The organism is Nocardia nova (genome assembly GCF_002933465.1).
Classification (GTDB): Bacteria; Actinomycetota; Actinomycetes; order Mycobacteriales; family Mycobacteriaceae; genus Nocardia; species Nocardia nova_B.
The window spans coordinates 47,341-66,958 of record NZ_PSZE01000028.1; the positions used below are offsets into that span (position 1 = coordinate 47,341).

The window sequence follows — 19,618 nt, forward strand, 5'->3', positions numbered from 1 at the left end:
TCGGTAATGCGCTGAGGAGGCGGTGGCGAGATGGGCGTGCTGGCTGTAGATATCGGCGCGACGAAATTCGCCGCGGCCGTCGCGAGGGCGCCGATCGAGTCCGCCTCGTACGACGAATCCGCCCCGTCCCGGTCCGCTCCGTCGGCCGATATCGACGACCCCGCAGCGCGCTCCGGATCGCTGTCCGTGTTGCGGCACATGCGCCGGGTCGACGTGCCTTCCCGGGGAGCGTGGGAAGCCTGCCGCGAGTTGCTGTGGCAGGTGGTAGCTGCCGCATCGGCCGACGAATCCTGTGGCACCGGAGAATTCGAGGTGACCTCGATCGGAATTGCCGCCGCCGGCCCGGTGGACATCGGTGTCGGTAGCACCGCGCCGTTGAACATTCCCGAGTGGCGCGACGGCTTTCCGATCGTCGCCGCGGTGCGAGAACTGTTCCCCGAGGCCGATATTCGATTCGCGATCGACGGCGCGGCGTTGGCATTGGCGGAGTATCGCGTCGGTGGTCTACGCGGTGTCCGTTCCGGATTGGCGATGACGGTCTCCTCCGGAATCGGCGGCGGCATCGTCAGCGACGGCCGAGTTCTCATGGGCCGCACCGGGAATGCCGGCCACGTCGGCCACATCGTGGTACCGGGCTGGGATGTGCCGTGTGCCTGCGGCGGTGTGGGATGTGTGGAGGCCGTCGCGAGTGGCATGTCCTCGGTCCGGTGGGCGCGTGCTCAAGGCTGGACGGGAACGACCGGGATGGAACTGGCGCGCGCCGCCGGAGCGGGTGACACCATCGCGGCGGCCGCGTTGTCGCGTGCGGGGACAGCTCTGGGACAAGCCATTTCGTCTGCCGCCGCGATGCTCGATGTCGACCGTGTGGTGATCGGTGGCGGCTTCGCCGAATCGGGAGCCCCGCTGTGGGATCCGCTGCGGGCGGCGGTGGTGAAACATGCCGGCCTCGGCTTCATCCGTCAACTTCGTGTCCTGAAATCCCCGATCACGGACGGAGCCACGCTGGTGGGCGCGGCGGCTCTCGCGACCCATTGAGGACTGGGGACAATTCGAAGGCCGGCGCCTCCGCAGGTTGCCGAGCGTGCCGTTGTCGGTGAACGCGTCCAGGCGGGACCCGGTGCCGATCACTCCGATCGCGCTCACCAGATCACTGCGTTGAGCGGCGAGTTCGGTCGCCACGTAGCCGCCAATGGAGTGCCCGACGACGATCGCGTGCCGCACGCCGAGCCGGTCGAGCACCGCCCCGACCCGATGTCCCTGCTCGGCCATGCCGTAACCGCTGTCCGGTTTGGCCGACCGGCCGTGACCGAGCAGGTCGACCCGCACCACGTAGAAGTCCGCCAGCGCGGGCAGTACCGGATCCCACCACGAGACCGAGCCGCCGGTCCCGTGGATCAGCACCACCGTGTGTCCGCCCGACCGGCAGCGGCAGTTTTCATATCTCCTCCTGAGGACGGCTGATGCCGTGACGGTCCCGGAGGCGCGGCTGCGCGTCTTGTAGAAATGTCAGCCGCTGCCGGCTGTTGGTCAGTCGACCACGCCCCAGTGCAACACCCGGACGGTGAACAGCACCACCAGTTTGCCGGCGGCGTCGGAGTAGGCGTAACCGGTCGCGGTGGTTTCGGCGGTGTTGTCCACGGCCAGACCCGACCAGAGACCGAATTCGTGATCGGTCAGACTGAGGCCGTGGCCGATAGCGGGGAGCGCGAACAGCGATACCGCGCCCAGCGTCAGAATGGCCGCGATGGCGTAGCCGACGTCCGCATTGCGGGCCCGGATGGCCCGCGCGCCGCCACGATCGCGGACACGCCGCAGATCGACGTGCCCACGGCCAGTAGCGATCCCATGCGTCATCATGAGCGGCGTCGCGTCGGCGGGATAGTAATCGAATCAATAGGATTCGAGGTTGTCGGCGCGGATCGCGCCGAGTTCGGTCATCGCCGCGCGGGCGCTCCCGGCCCTCGTGCCGGGTTCGCCGGCGGCCGACGCCGTGCGGCGAGGTCCGGAGTTGGCCGAGGATGACGCGGCGCTGGGTCCACCTCTCCCGATCGCGGTGCGGACCGTTCCCGGCGGTGACCACGCGGATCGATGCCGCGAGTCCCGGGCTGAGCAGGCCGGGTTGTGCGGCGCGTGGACGGGGCGTCGACGCCTGCGATTTGACCGTGAGCTGGTAGGTCGCGGCATGCGGCGGTCATGAGCGCCCGATCCGGCGCAGCTGAAATTCGCCGACGCGGCACCGCTAGCATGACCTGCATGACGTACACCCTCGTGTTGCTGCGCCACGGCGAAAGCGAATGGAATGCTCTCAATCTGTTCACCGGCTGGGTGGATGTGCACCTGACCGACAAGGGTGTCGCCGAGGGCAAGCGGGCGGGCGAACTGCTGGCCGAGCACGGCATCCTGCCCGACATCGTCTACACCTCGCTGCTGCGCCGGGCGATCAGCACCGCGAATATCGCCCTGGACGCCGCGGATCGACACTGGATTCCGGTGGTCCGGGACTGGCGGCTCAACGAGCGGCACTACGGCGCGCTGCAGGGTAAGAACAAGGCGCAGATCCGCGATCGGTACGGCGACGATCAGTTCATGATGTGGCGGCGCAGCTATGACACCCCGCCCCCGCCGATCGAGGCCGACAGCGAATACAGCCAGAGCGGCGACGCGCGCTACGCCGGTATCGACGTGCCGGCGACCGAATGCCTGAAGGACGTCGTCGCCCGCATGGTCCCGTATTGGGAGTCCACGATTTCCCGCGATCTGGTGGCCGGAAAGACCGTTCTGGTTGCGGCGCACGGAAATTCGCTGCGCGCGCTGGTGAAACATCTGGACGGTATTTCCGACGAGGATATCGCCGGCCTCAACATTCCCACGGGCATTCCGCTGCGCTACGAACTGGACGAGAATCTGCGTCCGATCGGTCCCGCGGAGTATCTGGACCCCGAGGCGGCAGCCGCGGGTGCGGCCGCCGTCGCGAGCCAGGGCGGCAAATAAACCGGATTCCCGCACTTTTCGACGCGCCGCGGTCATCGACCGCGGCGCGTTGTCGTATATCTCGAACCCGCTGCGTGTGAACGGTTTCCGAGTGCCGAAGTTCCCTCGGTCGCGTGGACGAATATGCGATACTCGGCGTTTTGTGAGCTACATCTCTTCTGCCGATTCGTGGCTATCGAATTGCCCCTGTGGCTGTTCGTGCCCCGATGTGCACTGCCGTTAGTGGCGTCCGGGCCGGTGGGGAGTGGTGTGGATAACTTCCGGTAGGTACACCGCCGGACTTTCCGCTGGTCATCGACGTGGATGAGAGGCTGAGAAGTTGAGGGTTTTTTCTTGTAGGAGTCGTAACCGCTGGTTTGCAACTTACTCCGCAGTAGATACACTCTCGGTCGTTCGACCATTTCGAGAGGCGGATCACGTTCGATGAAGTACGCGTTACGCGCCACAGTCGCCGCCGTCGCCGCTGCGGTGACCGTCCCGTTCTTCGCCACTCCGGCCCAGGCCGGACCCGTCGCGACCGGGCCGGACGGCGGTGCCGCCGGCGCCGCGTGGACCGCTACCGAGGACGGCCCGCAGCAGTATCCGAACATCCACATCGACTGGGATGTGCCGATCACCATGAGCGACGGCACGGTGCTGAAGGGCAATGTGTACCGGCCCGCCGATGCCGCCAGCCGTCCGATCGACACCCGCACGCCGGTCGTCGTGAACATGACGCCCTACACCAAACTGGTCTCGAATCTGGCCGACCACGCGGGCTCGGTTCCGGGGCTGTCCGACACGCTGCTGGGATTGTTCCGCCAAATCGATATGAGTGGCACCGCGCTGTCCGGGGTTACCGACCTGACCAAGGCCTTCGGCGGGGGCGAGCTCCGTAACTTCTCCGTCGATCGGCAGCTGATCAAGAGCGGTTATACCCAGGTCGTGGTCGATGTCCGTGGCACCGGCTTCTCGCAGGGCGAATGGGATATGTTGCGCCGGCGCGAGCAGCAGGACACCGTGGAGGTGATCGACTGGGCTTCGCGGCAACCGTGGTCGGACGGCAAGGTCGGGATGACCGGCATCTCCTATTCGGGCATCAACCAGGTTCAGGTGGCGGAGAAGCAGCCGCCCGCGCTGAAGGCGATCTTCCCGGTAGTACCCGGCAGCGACCTGGTCGACGATGTTCTCGCCCCCGGCGGCGGCTTCGGGTTCAACTTCATTCCGCTCTGGCTCACCGCGATAAACACCCTCAAATGGGTGCCGGACGTCCAGTCGATCGTGACCGGAAAATTCGACACCACGTGGTTGAACGACCGGATCAACGATCCGTACACCTATATGGATGTGCTGCTGAGCGCCTACACCAACACCGATATGAACACCCTCGATCCGCGGGTGAAGAACATGTTGAACGACATGTCCTCGGAACGGCAGGCGTGGATCGGTGATCCGGGCCGGATTCAGGTGCCGACCTTCGTCATCGGCGGGTGGCACGACCTGTTCACCTACTCCGAATCCAAGATCTACAACCAGATTCCGCTCCCGCCCGGGCAGAAGCAGCTGTTCATGGGCAACACCTACCACCTCAACTCGGGCAACGAGTACGGCAAGCCCGGTCTGCCGCCGCGGCTGGACGTACTGCAGCGCGCGTGGTTCGACAAGTGGCTCAAGGGAATCGACAACGGCATCGACACCTACGGTCCGGTGACGCTGCGCGAACAGGGCGGCGGCTGGATCACCCAGGGCGGTTTCGGGCCGTCGGCGCCGGCCGAGGAGGCCGCGAAGTACCGCCGCATGTACCTGTCCGGTGACCGCAGCGGTACCGCGAACAGCGTCTACGACGGCTCGCTGACCACCGAATTCACCGGTGCTCCGACGCGTCTGACGGTGGCGCCCGGGCTCACCACGCTGTGCTCCAACGATGCCGCGCAGGCGACCGCCGGTGTGCTCGCCGTCATCGACGGCTGCGGCAAGGACTCGCGCATCGCGGAAACCAACGCGCTCACCTTCACCAGCGCCCCGGTCACCGGGGAGACCACCATCTCGGGCCCGATCGCGATGCGGCTCAACACCGTTCAGGACGCCGCCGACGGGTATTGGGCGGTGACGGTCAACGACGTCGCGCCGGACGGGCAGTCGACCGTGCTGTCCTCGGGGCAACTGATGGCCTCGCTGCGTGAGGTCGACGAGGCGAACAGCACTCGGTCCGAGAACGGCGACTACACCGACCCTCGGGCCTACACCTCGCTGGACAAGCGGCAGCAGACGGTTCCCGGTGAAGCGACCGAACTGAACATCGCACTGCCCGCCACCCGGGCTGTCCTCGCGCCCGGCCATCGCCTGCGGGTGGACGTGTTCGCCGGCAACTTCCCGAAGGGTCTGCCGATCGCGCCGATGCTCGCCGACACCGGCCTGAAACCCGAACACCTGCAACTGGATCCGAATGTCCCGAGCTTCGTGAACATTCCGGTCGAGGGAGACTCCGGCTGGTGATCCGGTAGGGGGCTCCCCAACGGTCCCGGGTACGTACAACGGCGTACGTACCCGGGACTTTTCGTCTCCGGCCGGCGCCCGCGGCGCGAGATTGAGGCACACATCACACCTGGGACGTGGCGCGGGCGAGTGGCGCGGCCGATCGACACGCCGGAGCTGTTCACGCGCGATTCGCGCCGACTCCAGATGCGCGGTGCCGCAAGGCAAACTGTTCGCGCGACCATTGCCGGGCGGCCGAAAACCGCCGGTCGGGGCCGATCCGACGCTCGGCCAACTTTGTGTGAACACCCGGCCAACGATCGCCGAATCAGCCGTGACCTGCGCGAAACTTCGTCAACCTGGGTTTGGAGTACGTGTCCGCGACCGTACGATTCTCTATGTGAGCGTTCCCCAGGCCGTGCTGCTTGCAGTCCTCGCGGCCGTAGTCGGTCTGGCCGTCGGTGGCCTGGTCATCCCGTACATGAACGCCCGGCAAGCCGAGCGTCGCGCGGCCGAATCCGGCCTGACCATGTCGCAGGTTTTGGATCTGATCGTGCTGGCCTCGGAGAGCGGCATCGCCGTGGTCGACGAATATCGCGACGTGGTGCTGGTCAATCCGCGCGCCGAGGAACTGGGCCTGGTCCGCAACCGGTTGCTGGACGAACGCGCCTGGGCGGCGGTGGAGAAGGTGATCGCCACCGGTGAGGATGTCGAGTTCGACCAAACGCTGAAGAATCCGCTGCCCGGCCGCAACAGCATCGCCGTGCGCGGTGTGGCGCGCCCGCTCTCGCGCGGGGAATCGAACTTCGTCGTGCTGTTCGCCGACGACGATTCCGAACAGGCCCGCATGGAGGCCACCCGCCGCGATTTCGTCGCCAATGTCAGCCATGAGCTCAAGACCCCGGTCGGCGCGATGAGTCTGCTCGCCGAGGCGATGCTGGAGTCGGCCGACGACCCGGATTCGGTGCGGCATTTCGGGCAGCGACTGGTCAGCGAATCGAACCGGATGGGCAAGATGGTCACCGAGCTGATCGCGCTGTCGCGCCTGCAGGGGGCCGAGAAGCTGCCGCAGCTCGAGGCGGTCGACGTCGACACCGTGGTCAATGCCGCGATCGAACGGTCGCGTACCGCCGCCGAGGCCGCCGGAATCACCGTCAGCACCGATGCCAACAGCGGGCTGGAAATACTCGGCGACGAAACTCTGCTGGTGACGGCGCTGTCGAATCTGGTCGAGAACGCGATCAACTATTCGCCGAAGGGCTCGCACGTATCGGTGAGCCGGTCGCTGCGCAACGGCCACGTCAATATCGCCGTCACCGATCGCGGTATCGGTATCGCCAAGGAAGACCAGGAACGGGTCTTCGAACGTTTCTTCCGCGCGGACAAGGCGCGTTCGCGCGCCACCGGCGGAACCGGACTCGGGCTGGCTATCGTCAAACACGTGGCCGCCAATCACAACGGGGAAATCACGTTGTGGAGCAAATTGGGTACCGGTTCCACGTTCACGCTGCGTATTCCAGCGGTCGAATCAGGCAACCAGAATTCCGCCGCCCCGGCGGAGAGGAAGAGCCCCACCGCAATCGGGGTGGGCAAGAACGACGACGGTCCGCGCCGGCGGACCGGACAAAACGGTGTGGAGGCAACCCGATGACCAGTGTGTTGATCGTCGAGGACGAGGAGTCGCTGGCCGATCCGCTCGCGTTCCTGCTGCGCAAGGAGGGCTTCGAGGTCACGGTCGTGGGCGATGGGCCATCCGCGCTGTCGGAATTCGATCGCTCCGGTGCCGATATCGTCCTGCTGGATCTGATGCTGCCCGGGATGAGCGGCACCGACGTCTGCAAGCAGCTGCGCACCCGCAGCAGTGTGCCGGTGATCATGGTGACCGCCCGCGACAGTGAAATCGACAAGGTGGTCGGCCTGGAACTGGGCGCCGACGACTACGTCACCAAGCCGTACTCCTCACGTGAGCTGATCGCCCGCATCCGAGCGGTGCTGCGCCGCGGCGCCGGCGAGGAGATGGACGGATCCGGCGAGAGCGGCGTTCTCGAGGCCGGCCCGGTGCGCATGGACGTGGATCGCCACACCGTGCAGGTCAACGGCAAATCGGTGACGCTGCCGTTGAAGGAATTCGATCTGCTCGAGTACCTGCTGCGCAACTCCGGCCGAGTGCTGACTCGCGGCCAGCTGATCGACCGCGTATGGGGTGCCGATTACGTCGGCGACACCAAGACCCTCGACGTCCACGTCAAGCGGCTGCGTTCGAAGATCGAGGCCGATCCGGCCAAGCCCGAACATCTGGTCACCGTGCGCGGACTCGGGTACAAGCTCGAGGCCTGATTCTCGCCGGCACGAGAAAGCCGCGAGGCCCGACGGCCTCGCGGCTTTTCCGACGGTTCTGCTAGACGACGTGCACCCAGGCGGTGCCGATCTGCGGCAGCTCCTGCTTCTGCAGCTGGAACCAGCCGAAGTCGTCACGCTGCCAGCAGTCGTCCAGCGGCGCGGTGTTGTCGTGGCAGGCGATCGGCTTGGAGGTGCCGTAGGGGCTCACGATGACCTGCTTGCCGTTGTCCTTGGCCGACAGCGCCGCCGGGTCGTTGTAGGCGACGAAATTGTCGTTCTGCAGCGAGTAGTGGGCCGGATCGGTGGCCGGGTCGGCGTGCGCGGCGGGAGCAAGGGTGAGGGCCGCACCGGCGGCGAGAGCTGCGGTAGCCAAGAATTTCCTCATCATGACCTACACCTATCACGAGTATGTGAAGTGCGCATGGCGAGACGATGACCGTACAGAGATGCTTCACAATTCCCGTGACGCCGCCGCCGAAAGATATGCGCCGATTGCGGCGGCGGATTCCGCGAGCGCTTCCCGCACCGGCGCGTCGGCGGCCTTTTCGTCGGGCCCGACCATAGTGCCCAGCAACGTAATTCGCCGGCACGCCGATTCGATTTCCACCGCGCCGACATATCCGAGCACCGCACGCAGCGAGGTGATCGCGCCTTCGCCACGGCCGGGCGCCGCCACCGAAATCCAGGCCACGGGTTTCTCGTGCAGATCCGCGGTGCCGACGGTCCACTCCAGCAGATTCTTCAGACTGCCGGGGATGAGTCCCGCGTATTCGGGCGCGCAGAACACCACGGCATCGGCGGCCGCTAGTTGTTCACGCAGGGCCCGCACCGCCGGCGGTGCGGGCTGATCGCCGGGGACGAAGGCCGGAATCTCGACCAACCCGGTGAACAATTCCGCCATGAGTGCCGGCGCGGCGATATCGGCGAAGGTGCGCAATGCGGCGGTGTTGGTGGAGCCCGGCCGGGTACTTCCGGAAATCAACAGGATCCGGGGTGCACCCGGGCGTGCTTCCGGCGCGGAATCGGTTTCCCCGGATTCGGGCTCGACACCGGAGGACTCGGATGCCGGCGTACCCGGCGCGCTACCCATGTCGGTACGAAATGGGTTGGCGGATCAGATATTCCCGTCCGGGTCGGTTTCCGCTTTCTCGCGGGCGGCGGATGTGGCCGGATGTACCGCGATCAGGCCCAGTCCTTCGCGGCGGCGGCAGTGTCGGGCCAGTTCGTCGTAGGCCGGCTGCCCGATCAATTCGATCAGTTCGGGCGCGTAGGACTGCCAGACCGGGCGGCTGCCGACATGCGCGTCGGGCGAACCCGAGCAGTACCAGTGCAGATCCAGGCCACCCGGGCCCCAGCCGCGCCGATCGTATTCGGTGATGGTGGTGCGCAGGATCTGTTCGCCGTCGGGCCGGTCGACCCAGTCCTGGGTGCGCCGGATCGGCAACTGCCAGCACACCTCGGGCTTCACCGTCAGCGGCTCGATGCCCTTGCGCAAGGCCATCGTGTGCAGGGCGCACCCGATGCCGCCGGCGAAACCCGGGCGGTTGAGGAAGATGCAGGCGCCCTCGTAGCGACGGGTGCGGATGGCCGGCTCGTCGTCGAGTTCGTCCTCTTCCAGATACAGCTTCTTGCGCACCTTGCCGTCGCGACCGCGCGCCTCGTCCATCAGCTGCCAGTCCTGCGGCGTGAGCATCTTCACGGCCTTGGCCAGCTTCTTGCGATCGTCGTCGTCGCAGAGGAACGCGCCGTGCGAGCAGCAGCCGTCGTCCGGGCGGCCCTCGATGATGCCCTGGCAGGCGGGCGTGCCGAAGACGCAGGTCCAGCGCGACAGCAGCCAGGTGAGATCGGCCGCGATCAGATGCTCGGTATTTGCCGGATCGACGAATTCGATCCACTCCCGCGGGAAGTCGAGATCGACCTCCGGCGTCGGATCGATCTTCGCAGCTGGTCGCGGCCCGGTCGGCGCCGTGTCCGGCGAGACGGGGGTGGGCGCGGATGCTCCTGCGGTCACATCGCCAGACGCTAACAGCTTTGCCGCTCGAGCCCCAGTTCCGGGCTGGTGTGGTGAGGGGAGTTCCGATTCGTCCTCCGGTGCCTCCATCGACACCGGTACCGTATTCATGTGCGGCTCGGTGTTCTCGATGTGGGAAGTAATACCGTCCACCTGCTCGTGGTGGACGCGCATCGGGGTGGGCACCCGATGCCGATGAGCTCGACGAAGGCCACCTTGCGGCTGTCGGAGAATATGGACGACGCGGGCTGCATCACGCCCGAGGGCGCGGCCAAGCTCACCAAGACGATCACCGAATTCGCCAGCATCGCAAAGACTTCCGGCTGCGTGGAGCTGATGCCGTTCGCGACCTCGGCGCTGCGGGAGGCGGCCAATTCCGATGACGTGCTGGCCCAGATCCGCTCACACGCGGGTGTCGATCTGCGGGTGCTCTCTGGTGTCGACGAGGCCCGGCTGACGTTCCTGGCGGTGCGGCGCTGGTACGGGTGGAGCGCGGGACGCATCCTCAATCTCGACATCGGCGGCGGATCGCTCGAGATGAGCAACGGCTGCGACGAGGCGCCCGACGCGGCGTTGTCGCTACAGTTGGGTGCGGGCCGGCTGACCAGAGACTGGCTGAACGGCGATCCCCCAGGTAAGCGCCGGGTGGCGGTGTTGCGGGACTGGCTCGACGCCGAGTTGGTGATACCGGCCAAACAACTGCTCGCGGTCGGGCGCCCGGATCTGGCGGTGGGCACCTCGAAAACCTTCCGCTCGCTGGCCCGGCTGACCGGAGCCGCCCCTTCGGCCGCGGGACCGCGCGTGCGGCGTAGTCTCACCAGTTCCGGTCTGCGGCAGTTGATCGCATTCATCTCTCGGATGACCGCCGCCGATCGCGCAGAATTGGAAGGTGTCAGTTCCGATCGGTCCCAGCAATTGGTGGCCGGCGCGCTGGTAGCGGAGGCGAGTATGCGGGCTTTGTCCCTCGATACGCTCGAAATCTGCCCGTGGGCGCTGCGCGAAGGGCTGATCCTGCGCAAACTGGATACCGACCTGGGCAGCGACTCGGGTCCGGGTAGTACTCGGCCCATCGGAGTGCCGGGCCCGACCGAGGCCGTATCGGGATGATCGATGCGGGAAGCGGTCAATCGGAAAGGACCCGTCGTGAACGGCAGGAGCGGAGGCGGCAGCCCGACGTCACCGCGCCGCGACCCGTTCACGACCGAAAGGAGCCGGCATGAGTGAGGATTCGACCCAGCTGTCGGTCGCCGAACTGCTGGCGCGCAACGGCCAGGGAGTCCCGGCGTCGGGCGGCGGTCGCCGGCGCAGAGGCGGACGCGGCATCGCGGTCACGGACCTGACCGGCGACCTGCCGGCGGTCCGGGAGGGCTCCTCCTCGCACGCCGCTCCGGAGGCCGAACCGGATCCGGAACCGATGCCGGACTTCCAGCTCTCGGTACCCGGGTACGAAGCCGAATCACCGCTGTCCGGCCCGATCAGTTTCTACGATCCCCTGGCCGCCGCTCCGGAGGCGCCGAGCGCACCGAATTCGTGGGAGCCGCCGGGGTACGCGGCGAACGGCTTCCAGCCCACCTCGTTCGACTCTCCGGGGGTATACGGCGCCCAGCCCGATTCCACCCGGCACGCCGCCCCGGAGGGTGCGCCCGAGCCGTACGGCGCCGATTCCGCGCCGGCGCCCACCGGTCGCCGCGCCCGCCGCGAATTGCGGGAGGCGCTGGCCGAGCGGGAGGCGGCGGGTTCGTTCGCCGCCCCGGAGACACCGGTGGATTCGGGGCGGCCCGGGCGCCGGCATCGGCCGGAGCCCGACGAGAGCAACACCGTGATGGTGCCGCCGTTCCAGGGCGGCACGGGAACCGACCCCACGCCGCCCACCGCGGCCTGGGCGCCGCCTCGCCCGCCCGAAACCCCCGCTCCGACCCGCGAATTCGGCGCTCCGGCAGGCCGTGAATTCGGTGCGCCCGAGTTCCCGACACCGGGGCGCGCGGACCTGCCGCGCCGCAGCGGTACGAAGCCGGGGCGCGACGGGGCCGGCGCGCCCGATGCACCCGCAGGCGGCCGCGACGGCGCCGACGCACGTCCGGGACTTCCCGCGTGGTCGGCGCGGCGGCGGCCGGGTGCTCCGGCTTCGGCCCCCCGGGATTTCGGCGAACCCGAACCCGGCGGCCACCGGGACGAGCCGGCCGAGGACCGGTCGCCGGGATGGTCGCTGGCCGCCCGGGAGCAGCCGCTGCTGTCCGGGCAGACCGTTGCCGGAGATCTGCTGCGCGATGCCGGAGCGCGTGAGGAGCGGCGCGGGGCGGAGGCGCGCCGGGATCGCGGGCCGCGCCGCGGGGTGATCGATCTACTCGATCCGGCCGAGGCGCGCACCGAGTTCTACGCACCGGTCGAACTCGACGAACCCGGGGACGACGAACACGAGGACGACTACGACGACGATCTGCTCGACGACGAGGAGATCGAGTCCACCCCGCGCTGGCGCCGGGCCGCCCCGCGCGGCTTCTCCCTGCGCGACAAACTGCCGCAGCTGAGCCGGCCGGCTTCCCGCCGCGGCTCGGTCGAGGATCTCAACCGGCGACAGTGGATGATTCTCGGCGGCCAGGCCGTCGGCGCGGCGGTCGCGGGAATGTTGCTGTTCAAGGGCTTCGAGCAGATGTGGGACGTCATGCCGTTCGTGGCCCTGGTGCTGGCGATGGTCGTGATCCTCGGTCTGGTCGCGCTGGTTCGCGTGCTGCGCCGCACCGACGACATCCTCAGCACGGTGATCGCGGTCGTTGTGGGCATCTTCGTGACGCTCGGGCCGCTAGCCTTTCTTCTCAGCACGAACTGAGCAGGGAGCAGCAGTGGCGCACAGCGATCAGGTGGGGACCACCGTTCAGGTGGGATTGTCGACGGCGTCGGTTTATCCGGAGAATGCCGAGGCGGCGTTCCGGTATGCCGCGGAATTGGGTTACGACGGCGTGGAATTGATGGTCTGGGCCGAACCGGCCAGCCAGAACATCGCCACCGTCGAATCGTATGTGCGCCGGTACTCGGTGCCGGTGCTGGCCGTGCACGCGCCCTGTCTGCTCATCTCGCAGCGGGTGTGGGGCGCAGACCCGGTGGCCAAGCTCGAACGCAGCGTGCGGACCGCGGAGGTGCTGGGGTCGGCGACGGTGGTGGTGCATCCGCCCTTCCGCTGGCAGCGGCGTTATGCGGAGGGCTTCGCCCAGCAGGTGGGCGAACTCGAGGACAGCAGCCCGGTCGTGGTCGCGGTGGAGAACATGTTCCCCATGCGCGCCGACACGCTGTTCGGGCGCCGCTCCGGCTCGGTGCGCCGGCTGGAACGCCGTGGGGGACCGGGACTTTCCGTGACCGCGTTCAGCCCGTCCTACGATCCGACCGACACCGGCTTCCGGCACTACACCCTGGATTTGTCGCATACCGCGACCGCCGGGATGGACGCGCTGACGCTGGCCGACCGTATGGGCAGCGGTCTGGCGCACCTGCATCTGGCCGACGGTCGCGGCGCCGCCCACGACGAACACCTGATTCCCGGCGAGGGTGGGCAACCCTGTGTGGAAGTGTGTGAATCGTTGGTGCGCAACGGTTTCCGCGGTCACGCTGTGATCGAGGTGAATACGCAGAACGCACGGACCACCGCCGACCGCGCGGCGATGCTGGGGCGAGCACTGCGATTCGCGCGCACACATCTGAACAACCTGCAGCCGGTGCCGGGGCGGGAGCCGACCCGGCAGGGTTGATGGTCCTGGGTCCGTACAGCTTCGTCACACCCGGTAGGGAATCGAGCGGTCGTCCGGCAGAATTATACGGTGTACGAGCCGGGGTCGGAACCGGCTGGGTCCAGGGAGAGGAGCGGCGGGTGACGGAACTGGTGGTCGAGACGGTACGACCGGAGCTGGACGACGCACCGTTCAGCCGCGTGTGCGCGGTGACCGAGATGGAGGTCTCCGCGGAGTTCGCGCGCTATCGCGGCGTCATCGATCCGGTGTGGACGATCGACAAGAAGCTGCACGGCGGCACGATGGTCGCCTCGTCAGCGGCTGCCGCCACGACCCGGTTGCGCACCGCGTACCCCGATCTGGCCGAGATGTTCCCGATCGCGGCGAGCACCGATTTCCTCGGCGCCCCGGACCCGGGCGAGGTCGAGTACGAGGTTCGTATCCGCAAGACGGGCCGCCAGATCTGCCTGGTCGACGCCGACCTGGTCCAGGGTGGTCGCACGCTGGTGCATTCGGCGTTCACCTTCGGTCATCTCGACGACGCGGAACCGGCCTATCGGCGTGAGACCGTGGCGGATATGCCGCCGGAGCCGCCTGCGCAGGCCCTGGGATACGACGCACCGGATTCTCCGATGGGCCGGCTGGTCAACGTCTCGCGGGGCGCCTCGGTGGCGATCGACCCGGCCTGGGCGCGGTTCCTGTCCGGCGAGCGGGGCGAGCCGCGGCTGCGCCTGTGGATCCGTCCGCGGGCCGCCGACGGCCGCGACCCGGACGTCGCCGCGTATTTCGCCATGATGGCGGGCGATATGAGCCCGCCGGTGCCGATGAATATGGGCCGGTTCGGCTGGGCGCCGACCGTGCAGCTCACCACCTATCTGCGGCGGCGTCCCGCGCCGGGCTGGCTGCGGGTGATCGCGACCGCCCACGAAATCGGGGAGCGCATGTTCGACGAGGATCAGCTGGTCCTCGACAGCACGGGTGCGGTGGTGGCGCAGACCCGCCAGCTCGCGCTGATTCCCCTGCCCCGCTGATGTCTCTGCCCGCTGATCGCCCCTGCCCCGCGGCCGCCGCCGCGCACGGATAGCCTTGGGCCTCATGACGAGAATTGCGGTGATCGGTGGCGGACGGATCGGCGAGGCGTTGATTGCCGGGCTGCTCGAGGCCGGGCGGCCGGGTAAGGATCTGGTCGTGGTCGAGACGGTGACGGCCCGCGCGCACGTGTTGAGCGAGCGGTTCGGCATCCGGGTCACCGACAGTCTGGCGGAGGCCGCGACGGGCGCGGATGTGCTGGTGGTAGCGGTGAAGCCGCATGATGTCGAGGCGGTGCTGACCGAACTCGGCAAACTCGAACTCGACAACGATCGCGATCAGATCCTGGTGTCGCTCGCCGCGGGCGTGACCACCGCCCGGGTGGAGTCGAAGTTGCCCGCCGGATTCCCGGTCGTTCGAGTCATGCCGAATACCCCGATGCTGGTCGGCCAGGGCATGAGCGCGATCGCGGCCGGTCGCTACGCCAAATCCGCCGAGCTCGCGACGGTCTCGGAACTGCTGGGGGCGGTCGGCAAGGTCGTCACCGTCGCCGAGAGCCAGATGGACGCGGTGACCGCGGTATCGGGCTCGGGACCCGCGTACTTCTTCCTGGTGGTCGAGGCCATGGTGGAGGCCGGCGTCGGCCTCGGCCTGACGCGGGACGTGGCCACCGGACTGGTGGTGCAGACCATGCTCGGCTCGGCGGCGCTGCTGGAGGAATCCGGCCAGGATGCCGCGGAGTTGCGTGCTGCGGTGACCTCGCCGGCGGGAACCACCGCGGCGGCCGTGCGCGAACTCGAGCGCGGCGGCGTGCGCTCGGCGTTCTGGGAGGCGCTGCACGCGGCCAAGCGCCGCTCGGTCGAACAGGGGGCGACCGGCGAGTAACCGCGGAGTGGCCGCCCGGTGTGACGTGACATCCGCTGGTGACACTGCTATTTCTCCCACCCGTCGCAGCAATCCCACTGGTCACGCTAAGCTCGAGGGAGCACGTGCGTGTCTGTTCCGCCGGTGGGGAAGCCGGCGGCGCGGACGTGCCGGAGGTCAGTGGTGCAATGATGTCTGGAAACAGCTCTGCGAGTTCCGGTCCTGTCATCGGCGGAGGAGGAACGCAGTTCCTCACCGTTGCCGAGGTGGCGAATCTGATGCGGGTTTCCAAGATGACGGTGTATCGGCTGGTTCACTCGGGAGAACTACCCGCTGTCAGAGTCGGTCGGTCGTTCCGGGTACACGCCAAGGCGGTGCACGACTACCTGCAGACGTCGTACTTCGACGCCGGTTAGCGACGTGCGAACGCCGGTCGGCGGTGTCGGCGACCGGGCACTGCGGTGCCCGTTTCGTTCGCCGTGGGTTGGCCCGGTACGATGAACCACCGTTGTGTTACCCGCTGCCGATCTGGGTCAGGTCGGGAGCTGAACACTGGTTGCCAGGCGGCCGCCGAGCGAACCGGAAGATGGACGTACGTAACCGGCGTGCGTGCCGAGGGTAGAGAGAGAACGCGAGGAACAACCCTATGGGTTCTGTGATCAAGAAGCGCCGTAAGCGGATGTCGAAGAAGAAGCACCGCAAGCTGCTTCGCCGTACGCGCGTGCAGCGACGCAAACTCGGCAAGTAAGCTTTATACGCTGGAAATTAGCTGGAAGCCCGCCACCGTCTTGGGTGGCGGGCTTTGGCATTTGTTTCCGGTGACTGAAGACATCGTTAGAACCTGGTTAATACTCTCGGCCACCTCCGTAACAGCCGCTACTCTGGTTGACGGAACTAGCCAAGCAGGGGTGCACAGGTGGGATTCGGCGTGGGTTCGGATATGCGGGATGGGCATACGGCTGGCCGCGACGACCAGCCGCCCGGAGTTGTCCTCGTCACCGGCGTGAGCCGCTTCTTCGGCGGCAATGTCGTCACACGGCTGGCGGCCGATCCCACGATAGAACGCGTCATCGCCGTCGACACCCGGATGCCCAGCCGCGATCTGCTGCGCCGGATGGGGCGCGCCGAGTTCGTCCGCGCCGATATCCGAAATCCGTTGGTTCGCAAGGTGATCGACGGAAACAACGTCGACACCGTGGTGCACCCTTCTGTGCTCTCCCGCCCGCCCGCCGGCGGCGGCCGCGCGGCGATGAAGGATTACAACGTCTTCGGCGCGATGCAGCTGATGGCGGCCTGCCAGAAGGCGCCCAGCGTGCGCCGTGTCGTGCTCCGGTCCTCCTCGGCGGTGTACGGTTGTGGTCCGAAGGATCCGGCGAAATTCACCGAGGAAATGAGTGCGCGCACGCCGCCGAAGGGCTGGTTCGCGCGCGATATGATAGAGGTCGAGGGATTCGTCCGTGGGATGGCGCGTCGGCGTCCGGATATCGCCGCGGCGATCCTTCGTTTTACACCGATCGTGGGGCCGCGTCTGGCGGGCCGGGGTGTGGAGTATTTCCGCTCCCCGATCACGCCGACGATCTTCGGTCGCGACCCCCGTATGCAGCTATTGCACGAAGAGGACGCGATCGCGGCGCTGGCGCATGCGGCGCATTCCGCACCGGGCGGCACGTTCAACGTCGCCGGGGATGGGGCGCTGGCTTTGTCGCAGGTCATCCGTCGCGCGGGGCGCGTCGAACTACCGGTGCCGATGAGTGTTTTCCGGACGGTCGGCCGGTCGTTCATGGGCCCGGTGATGCGTGAGTTCACCACCGAGCAGATCGATTACTTCCACTACGGCTGTGGATTGGACACCACGAGAATGCGTACCGAACTCGGCTTCGCACCGCGCTGGACGACGGTGCAGGCGTTCGACGACTTCATCGGGGGCGCAGCGTTGCGGCCCGTCATAGATCCGCACTGGATCGACGCTGCAGAAAACAGACTCCTCGGCCTCGTCGGGGCCGGGACGGGAGCACATCGATGAACGACGTGGCCAAAGTCATTCACCTGCACGAGACGGATTTCGAGGCCCGGCAGCGCCCCGCGTCGCGGCGGTGGCCGGTGGAGCCGGCCATGCAGCCGGTGACCTCGCTGACCGAGCGGCTGGCCGAATCGGCCTCGCCGCGCTCGCTGGGTGATCTGGTGCGGGGTGCGGTGGCCGACGGTATTCGCAATACCGCCGATTTCGCCCGCCGCCGCCTCACCGGGGACTACCAGGTCGACGAATTCGGGCGAGACGAACATTTGCTCGAATCGGTCATTCTGCCGAGCCTGCGGCCACTGTCGGAACTGTGGTTCCGAGTCGAGGTCAACGGCATCGACAACATTCCGTCTTCCGGTGGTGCGCTGGTGGTCTCCAATCACGCCGGCGTGGTGGCGCTGGACGCGCTGATGCTGCAGCTGGCCGTGCACGACCGGCATCCCGCCCACCGGTCGCTGCGCTTGCTGGCCGCCGACCTGGTGTTCGAGACACCTGTGGTCGGTGGGCTGGCCCGCAAGGCCGGCCATACCCTGGCCTGCCCCGCCGACGCCGAGCGGCTGCTGCGGTCGGGCGAGGTCGCGGGGGTGTTTCCCGAGGGCTTCAAGGGCATCGGCAAGCCGTATTCGGAGCGCTACAAGCTGCAGCGCTTCGGCCGCGGCGGATTCGTCTCGGTGGCGGTGAAAACGGGTGTACCGATCATTCCGTGCTCGATCGTCGGGTCCGAGGAGATCTATCCGAAGCTCGCCGATATCAAGCCGTTGGCACGCCTGCTCGGATTGCCGTATTTCCCGGTGACTCCGACATTTCCGCATCTGGGACCGCTGGGCGCGATCCCGTTGCCGTCGAAGTGGACCATCGAATTCGGCAAGCCCATCGCGACCGAGGATTATGCGGCCGAGGCCGCCGACGATCCGATGACGATGTTCGAGGTCACCGATCAGGTCCGCGAGACCATCCAGCAGACGCTGTACAAACTGCTCACCAAGCGGCGTAACCCCTTCACCGGCTGACACCGGAGGAAAAGATATCGAGCCTCCTCGCTGCGGCGGGGAGGCTCGGTCGTTTTCTTCCGGGGAATCTCAGCCGTGCTGTTCGCGCCTGCGGGTGAGGACGGCCGCCGCCGCCCCACCGGCCGCACCCAGCGCCAATGCGGTGGGCACGCCGATCTTGGCGGCCTTGCGTCCGGTGCGGAAATCACGAATCTCCCAGCCGCGATTCTTGGCGACCTCACGCAGGTCCGAATCCGGGTTGATCGCCACCGCGGTACCGGCCAGCGAGAGCATCGGCACGTCGTTGTGGCTGTCGGAGTAGGCCGTGCAGCGTTTGAGATTGAGGCCCTCGCGAATAGCCAGGGTGCGCACCGCGTGTGCTTTACCCAGGCCGTGCAGAATATCGCCGACCAGCCGTCCGGTGAAGACGCCGTCCACACTTTCGGCGACCGTGCCCAATGCGCCGGTCAATCCCAGGCGTTTCGCGATGACCTGCGCGAGTTCCACCGGCGTGGCGGTCACCAGCCAGACCTGCTGACCGGCGTCCAGATGCATTTGCGCCAGCGCGCGGGTGCCGGGCCAGATCTTGTCGGCGATGATTTCGTCGTAGATTTCCTCGCCCAGCGCCGCGAGTTCGGCGGTCGAGCGGCCGGCGATGAATGACAGCGCCTTTTCCTTGCCGCTGGCCATATCGCCCTGGCTTTCCTTACCGGTGACCCGGAATTTCACCTGCTTCCAGGCCATATCGACGAGGTCGGAAGTCTTGAAGTATTTCCGCGCCGCCAGGCCGCGCGCGAAGTGCACGATCGAGGCGCCCTGCACCATCGTGTTGTCCACGTCGAAAAATGCCGCGGCGGTCAGGTCGCGCGGCGGGCGCGCATGGGGCGGTAATTCCGAATCGGCTTCGGCGCCATAGGTTTCGGCCAATTCCGCGTCGTGCAGCGCGAGGGCGGCATCGGCGCTGGCCTCACCGGCGAGGTTGGCGCGTACCTCTTCCTCGCTGGGCCCGAACGGGCTGCGCGCGATCCGCGTGAGCTGGTCCGACAGACCCTGCCCCCAGCGCGCCGGGAATTCGCCGAACCTGCCCGCGATGAAGCCCGCCCTCGCATCTTTCGATCGTTCCGGCACCAGTACCTCCGCCTGTTCGCGCGAACACTCCAACATTAGCCGAGCACAGCGTTGCCCCGACGGCTGCTCGGCG

General features: G+C 67.3%; 18 protein-coding genes and 2 pseudogenes. 14 read left to right on the forward strand and 6 right to left on the reverse strand.

Going from position 1 to position 19,618, the window contains the following annotated elements; translation table 11 throughout:
- The first annotated feature begins 198 nt into the window (after positions 1-198).
- Positions 199-1,035, forward strand: a complete 837-nt coding sequence (locus C5E41_RS36040; protein WP_439956509.1) for an ROK family protein — start codon at positions 199-201, stop codon at positions 1,033-1,035.
- On the opposite strand, the pseudogene C5E41_RS36045 reads toward C5E41_RS36040, so the two are convergent.
- Both C5E41_RS36045 and C5E41_RS26335 read right to left on the reverse strand, forming a co-directional pair.
- Positions 982-1,404, reverse strand: a pseudogene (locus C5E41_RS36045) (alpha/beta fold hydrolase); the annotation flags it as partial. The gene C5E41_RS36040 and the pseudogene C5E41_RS36045 overlap by 54 nt on opposite strands.
- A 162-nt stretch (positions 1,405-1,566) precedes the next feature.
- Positions 1,567-1,850 (reverse strand): annotated as a pseudogene (locus C5E41_RS26335) (putative sulfate exporter family transporter); the annotation flags it as partial.
- A 403-nt stretch (positions 1,851-2,253) separates the two neighbouring features.
- Between C5E41_RS26335 and C5E41_RS26345 the strand changes: the two are divergent.
- From C5E41_RS26345 to C5E41_RS26360, 4 genes are all read left to right on the forward strand, one after another.
- The gene (locus tag C5E41_RS26345) at positions 2,254-2,991 is read left to right on the forward strand and encodes a phosphoglyceromutase (protein ID WP_062967309.1); all 738 of its coding nucleotides are present in this window, start codon (positions 2,254-2,256) and stop codon (positions 2,989-2,991) included.
- A gap of 423 nt (positions 2,992-3,414) precedes the next feature.
- A complete protein-coding gene (locus C5E41_RS26350; protein ID WP_104378436.1) occupies positions 3,415-5,466 on the forward strand; it encodes a CocE/NonD family hydrolase in 2,052 nt (683 codons plus the stop codon).
- Positions 5,467-5,845: 379 nt separating this feature from the next.
- Positions 5,846-7,096, forward strand: coding sequence for a sensor histidine kinase (locus C5E41_RS26355; RefSeq protein ID WP_104378437.1), 1,251 nt, complete (start codon positions 5,846-5,848; stop codon positions 7,094-7,096).
- A complete protein-coding gene (locus tag C5E41_RS26360) occupies positions 7,093-7,782 on the forward strand; it encodes a response regulator transcription factor (protein ID WP_030516181.1) in 690 nt (229 codons plus the stop codon). Before C5E41_RS26355 ends, C5E41_RS26360 begins: the two co-directional genes overlap by 4 nt.
- A gap of 61 nt (positions 7,783-7,843) precedes the next feature.
- Here C5E41_RS26360 and C5E41_RS26365 read toward each other — a convergent pair whose 3' ends face one another.
- The 3 genes from C5E41_RS26365 to C5E41_RS26375 all read right to left on the reverse strand — a co-directional run bounded on the left by C5E41_RS26365 (position 7,844) and on the right by C5E41_RS26375 (position 9,721).
- The gene (locus C5E41_RS26365) at positions 7,844-8,173 is read right to left on the reverse strand and encodes a hypothetical protein (RefSeq protein ID WP_104378438.1); all 330 of its coding nucleotides are present in this window, start codon (positions 8,171-8,173) and stop codon (positions 7,844-7,846) included.
- 63 nt (positions 8,174-8,236) lie between these two features.
- Complete coding sequence (locus C5E41_RS26370) at positions 8,237-8,875, reverse strand: NADPH-dependent FMN reductase (RefSeq protein ID WP_104378439.1); 639 nt, start codon at positions 8,873-8,875, stop codon at positions 8,237-8,239.
- A gap of 24 nt (positions 8,876-8,899) precedes the next feature.
- Complete coding sequence (locus C5E41_RS26375) at positions 8,900-9,721, reverse strand: hypothetical protein (protein WP_104378469.1); 822 nt, start codon at positions 9,719-9,721, stop codon at positions 8,900-8,902.
- Between the two features lie 186 nt (positions 9,722-9,907).
- On the opposite strand from C5E41_RS26375, the gene C5E41_RS26380 reads away from it, so the two are divergent.
- The 9 genes from C5E41_RS26380 (at position 9,908) to C5E41_RS26420 (ending at position 18,438) form a co-directional block, all read left to right on the forward strand.
- Complete coding sequence (locus C5E41_RS26380; protein WP_104378440.1) at positions 9,908-10,903, forward strand: Ppx/GppA phosphatase family protein; 996 nt, start codon at positions 9,908-9,910, stop codon at positions 10,901-10,903.
- A 109-nt stretch (positions 10,904-11,012) separates the two neighbouring features.
- Complete coding sequence (locus tag C5E41_RS26385; RefSeq protein ID WP_104378441.1) at positions 11,013-12,623, forward strand: hypothetical protein; 1,611 nt, start codon at positions 11,013-11,015, stop codon at positions 12,621-12,623.
- 49 nt (positions 12,624-12,672) lie between these two features.
- Positions 12,673-13,536 carry a sugar phosphate isomerase/epimerase family protein gene (locus tag C5E41_RS26390; protein WP_104378470.1) on the forward strand — a complete coding sequence of 288 codons (864 nt, stop codon included), beginning with the start codon at positions 12,673-12,675 and terminating at the stop codon, positions 13,534-13,536.
- Positions 13,537-13,691: 155 nt separating this feature from the next.
- On the forward strand, positions 13,692-14,546 hold the full coding sequence (locus C5E41_RS26395) for a thioesterase family protein (protein ID WP_439956510.1): 855 nt from the start codon (positions 13,692-13,694) through the stop codon (positions 14,544-14,546).
- Positions 14,547-14,610: 64 nt separating this feature from the next.
- Positions 14,611-15,429 carry a pyrroline-5-carboxylate reductase gene (proC, locus tag C5E41_RS26400; protein ID WP_104378442.1) on the forward strand — a complete coding sequence of 273 codons (819 nt, stop codon included), beginning with the start codon at positions 14,611-14,613 and terminating at the stop codon, positions 15,427-15,429.
- Between the two features lie 167 nt (positions 15,430-15,596).
- The gene (locus C5E41_RS26405; protein WP_030516190.1) at positions 15,597-15,824 is read left to right on the forward strand and encodes a helix-turn-helix domain-containing protein; all 228 of its coding nucleotides are present in this window, start codon (positions 15,597-15,599) and stop codon (positions 15,822-15,824) included.
- A gap of 230 nt (positions 15,825-16,054) precedes the next feature.
- Entirely contained in the window at positions 16,055-16,156 is a 102-nt protein-coding gene (locus tag C5E41_RS26410; protein WP_003402602.1) for a 30S ribosomal protein bS22, read from the forward strand.
- Between the two features lie 192 nt (positions 16,157-16,348).
- Entirely contained in the window at positions 16,349-17,431 is a 1,083-nt protein-coding gene (locus tag C5E41_RS26415; protein ID WP_104378472.1) for an NAD-dependent epimerase/dehydratase family protein, read from the forward strand.
- Positions 17,428-18,438: a lysophospholipid acyltransferase family protein gene (locus C5E41_RS26420; RefSeq protein ID WP_104378443.1), complete on the forward strand. Its 1,011-nt coding sequence runs from the start codon at positions 17,428-17,430 to the stop codon at positions 18,436-18,438. Before C5E41_RS26415 ends, C5E41_RS26420 begins: the two co-directional genes overlap by 4 nt.
- Before the next feature lie 69 nt (positions 18,439-18,507).
- Here the strand turns inward: C5E41_RS26420 and C5E41_RS26425 are convergent, their stop codons facing one another.
- Positions 18,508-19,545: an HAD family hydrolase gene (locus C5E41_RS26425; RefSeq protein ID WP_439956505.1), complete on the reverse strand. Its 1,038-nt coding sequence runs from the start codon at positions 19,543-19,545 to the stop codon at positions 18,508-18,510.
- Positions 19,546-19,618: the final 73 nt, after the last annotated feature.